Annotated in this window: 1 protein-coding gene; it reads right to left on the bottom strand. The window is 62.8% G+C overall.

Annotated features, from left to right (window positions below):
• Positions 1–39 precede the first annotated feature (39 nt).
• On the bottom strand, positions 40–753 hold a 714-nt coding region (locus tag CPY51_RS29485), incomplete at its 5' end, for a cation diffusion facilitator family transporter (protein WP_111163916.1).

Genomic DNA, 753 nt, shown 5'->3' with positions numbered 1-753 from the left:
AGCCCTGGCCACAATGGATGGTGTCGCCGGTTGGCGGCCTTAGTGACTATGCATGTTCGCGAGGTGAGCTGCGGTGGGTTCGTCCAACTCGGGCTGCAATGTCACGTGACTGATGTTGAAATGCTCCTTCAGCTCCGCCGCGGCGTGCGCCAGGACGCCGTCGCCCGGATGGCCGTCGGGAGTGACCAGATGACATGTCAATGCGGTCTCCGTGGTGCTCAGCGACCAGACATGCAGATCGTGGAGCGAGACGACGCCTGGAATGTCGAGCAACGACTGGCGGACCTTGTCCATGTCGACGCCCTCCGGCACCGCGTTGAGGCTCATCGTGATCGAGCCGGCAAGCAGCCCCCAGGTCCCTCCGACAATGACCAGGTTGATCACGAGGCTCATCAGCGGGTCGATCCAGTGCCAGCCGGTGAGAAGGATGATCAGGCCGCCGACAACGACGCCCAGAGACACAAGCGCGTCGGCCGCCATGTGCATGAACGCGCCCTGGACATTGAGGTCGCCCTTGCTGCCCGACGAGAACAGCCACGCGCAGAAGCCGTTGAGGACGATGCCGCATGCGGCTACGATCATCACAGTCTTCCCGGCGACCATCTCCGGCTCCCAGAAGCGCTGGATCGCCTCCCACGTCAAACCACCGACCACCACCAGCAGAAAGACTGCGTTGAACAATGCCGCGAGGATCGACGTACCGCCGAGGCCGAATGTGAAGCGCTTGGTCGGCCTGCGCTTTGCAAGGATGAT

It is taken from the genome of Arminella tubonensis, from assembly GCF_003240585.1.
GTDB lineage: Bacteria > Pseudomonadota > Alphaproteobacteria > Rhizobiales > Rhizobiaceae > Rhizobium > Rhizobium tubonense.
This window is presented reverse-complemented; position numbering and strand designations above follow the sequence as displayed.